The sequence below is a fragment of the Devosia insulae DS-56 genome, from assembly GCF_000970465.2.
Classification (GTDB): domain Bacteria; phylum Pseudomonadota; class Alphaproteobacteria; order Rhizobiales; family Devosiaceae; genus Devosia_A; species Devosia_A insulae.
The window spans coordinates 50,001-53,095 of the sequence record NZ_LAJE02000198.1 but is presented as its reverse complement, the minus strand read 5'-3'; the positions used below and the strand labels follow the sequence as shown (position 1 = coordinate 53,095).

Sequence of the window (3,095 nt, the reverse complement as noted above, 5' to 3'; positions counted from 1 at the left end):
CGACACCATGTGGGATTGACCACGGCGGGTGCCGACGAGAACAAGGCGGCGCTGCGGCGACGGGTGGTGGCGCTGGCGGATGGCCCCGGCTTTACCGGCCGGGCGCCTGGCGGCCCGAGCCGCTGGTCGACGGAGCGGACCGAGCACTATGAGGCGCTGCGGCCCGAGCTGGTGGTGGAGGTGGCGTACGACCACGTGAGCGGCAAGCGTTTTCGGCACGGCACGCGTCTGCTGCGCTGGCGTCCGGACAAGCGGCCGGATCAATGTCGGATGGAGCAGTTGGGTCGGTAGCACCTGTGAAGGTGCTGTCCGTCTTGCGCCGTCGGCGCCCCTCGCGTCCCCTCGCCCCTCTGGGGAGAGGGCCAGGGTGAGGGGCGCCAAGCACGCCGGCCGGAGACCTGGCGTTTCGCCGAACGCTGCGATGCCACAACAGTGCCGCTGATCATATCGCGCGCTTGGCGCCCCCTCACCCCGCAGATCAAGCCTTCGGCCTCATCTGCCGCCCTCTCCCCCCTGGGGCGCTATTGCGCTCCCCTCCGAGGGGCGAGGGGGCGATAGGGGCACCGCCGGCGCGTCCGGCATTGAGCCGGCTCAGTTCTGCGCCCGATGCCGGTTGTGAGTTCTGGGTTCTGGGTTCTGGACAAAGCAAAACCCCGCCGGCTTACGCTGGCGGGGTTTTGTTGGTGTTCTAGTCGTTTAGAGAACGCATGTTTTTGGCAGACCTGGCAGCGACCTACTCTCCCAAGCCTTGAGACTTAGTACCATCGGCGCAAAGGAGTTTAACGGTCGAGTTCGGGATGGGATCGGGTTCTGGGCTCCTCGCAATTACCACCAGATCGGCGAAAAACATGCGTGTGAATTCTGGTTTCCATGTGCCGGCGCTTAGCCGGGCAGATGATTTTTGATCTTTGGGTGCCGATCACTCGTTCCGTGCCGCTGATTGCGGGCATGGATTAATGAGAACGATCAAGCCAATCGAGCTATTAGTACTGGTCAGCTTCACACCTCGCGGCGCTTCCACATCCAGCCTATCAACGTGGTGGTCTTCCACGGCTCTCAAGGGAATGCTCGTTTTGAAGGAGGCTTCCTGCTTAGATGCTTTCAGCAGTTATCCCGTCCGAATATAGCTACCCTGCAATGCCGCTGGCGCGACAACAGGTCCACCAGAGATTCGTCCAACCCGGTCCTCTCGTACTAGGGTCAGCTCTTCTCAACATTCCTACACCCACGGCAGATAGGGACCGAACTGTCTCACGACGTTCTGAACCCAGCTCACGTACCACTTTAAATGGCGAACAGCCATACCCTTGGGACCTGCTCCAGCCCCAGGATGTGATGAGCCGACATCGAGGTGCCAAACACTGCCGTCGATATGGACTCTTGGGCAGTATCAGCCTGTTATCCCCAGAGTACCTTTTATTCGTTGAGCGATGGCCCTTCCACGCGGGACCACCGGATCACTATGACCGACTTTCGTCTCTGCTCGACTTGTCAGTCTCGCAGTCAGGCAGGCTTATGCCATTGCACTCAGCGGACGATTTCCGACCGTCCTGAGCCCACCATCGCGCGCCTCCGTTACTCTTTGGGAGGCGACCGCCCCAGTCAAACTACCCACCATGCGCTGTCCCGGATGCTGTTACATCGCGGTTAGACACCTATGACGATAAGGGTGGTATCTCATCTTGCGGCTCCATCGAGACTGGCGTCCCGACTTCAAAGCCTACCACCTATCCTGCACATGCCGACACAAGTGCCAGCGCAAAGCTATAGTAAAGGTTCATGGGGTCTTTCCGTCTGACCGCAGGAACCCCGCATCTTCACGGGGAATTCAATTTCGCTGAGTCTATGCTGGAGACAGTGGGGAAGTCGTTACGCCATTCGTGCAGGTCGGAACTTACCCGACAAGGAATTTCGCTACCTTAGGACCGTTATAGTTACGGCCGCCGTTTACCGGGGCTTCATTTCAAAGCTTGCACCTCTCCATTTAACCTTCCGGCACCGGGCAGGCGTCAGACCCTATACGTCGTATTGCTACTTCGCAGAGCCCTGTGTTTTTGATAAACAGTCGCTACCCCCTTTTTTGTGCCACTACTACCTGGTTGCCCAAATAGAAGTCACGCTTATCCCGAAGTTACGCGTGCAATTTGCCGAGTTCCTTCAGCATAGTTCTCTCAAGCGCCTTGGTATGCTCTACCTGTCCACCTGTGTCGGTTTAGGGTACGGTCTATGTTGGTGGAGCTATTTCCTGGAACCGGCTCATCGCACCCCCAATCCAATAAGGGGATACGAACCCGCGCGATCCGTCACTACCACCAGGCCCACGAATATTAACGTGGTTCCCATCGTCTACGCATGTCTGCCTCGACTTAGGGGCCGGCTAACCCTGCGCTGATTAGCATTGCGCAGGAACCCTTGGACTTACGGCGAGAGGGTCTCTCACCCTCTTTATCGCTACTCATGTCATCATTCGCACTTCCGATACCTCCAGGATCTCTCACGAGTATCCCTTCGCAGGCTTACGGAACGCTCCGCTACCGCTTGCAACAAGTTGCAAACCCTAAGCTTCGGTGCATGGTTTGAGCCCCGTTACATCTTCGCCGCAGGAACGCTTGACCAGTGAGCTGTTACGCTATCTTTAAAGGATGGCTGCTTCTAAGCCAACCTCCTGGTTGTCTAAGCATTCCCACATGCTTTCCCACTTAACCATGACTTGGGGACCTTAGCTGTAGGTCAGGGTTGTTTCCCTCTTGACGATGGACGTTAGCACCCACCGTCTGTCTCCCAGATAGTACTCTCAGGTATTCGGAGTTTGGTTAGGTTTGGTAAGTCGGTGAGACCCCCTAGCCCATCCAGTGCTCTACCCCCTGAGGTATTCGTCTGAGGCGATACCTAAATATCTTTCGCGGAGAACCAGCTATTTCCGAGTTTGATTGGCCTTTCACCCCTAGCCACACGTCATCCCCGTAATTTTCAACTTACGTGGGTTCGGCCCTCCAGTAAGTGTTACCTTACCTTCAGCCTGCACATGGCTAGATCACTCGGGTTCGGGTCTAATCCAACTAACTTGACGCCCTATTCAGACTCGCTTTCGCTGC

General features: G+C 57.2%; 2 rRNA genes and 1 pseudogene (1 of these 3 only partly in view). 1 reads left to right on the top strand and 2 read right to left on the bottom strand.

The window, feature by feature from the left end:
* Positions 1 to 291: pseudogene (locus VW23_RS14395) on the top strand (ATP-dependent DNA ligase); the annotation flags it as partial.
* 429 nt (positions 292 to 720) lie between these two features.
* Here the strand turns inward: VW23_RS14395 and rrf are convergent.
* Positions 721 to 836, bottom strand: a 5S ribosomal RNA gene (gene rrf, locus VW23_RS14390).
* Positions 837 to 962: 126 nt separating this feature from the next.
* Positions 963 to 3,095, bottom strand: a 23S ribosomal RNA gene (locus tag VW23_RS14385); it runs 596 nt beyond the window's last position.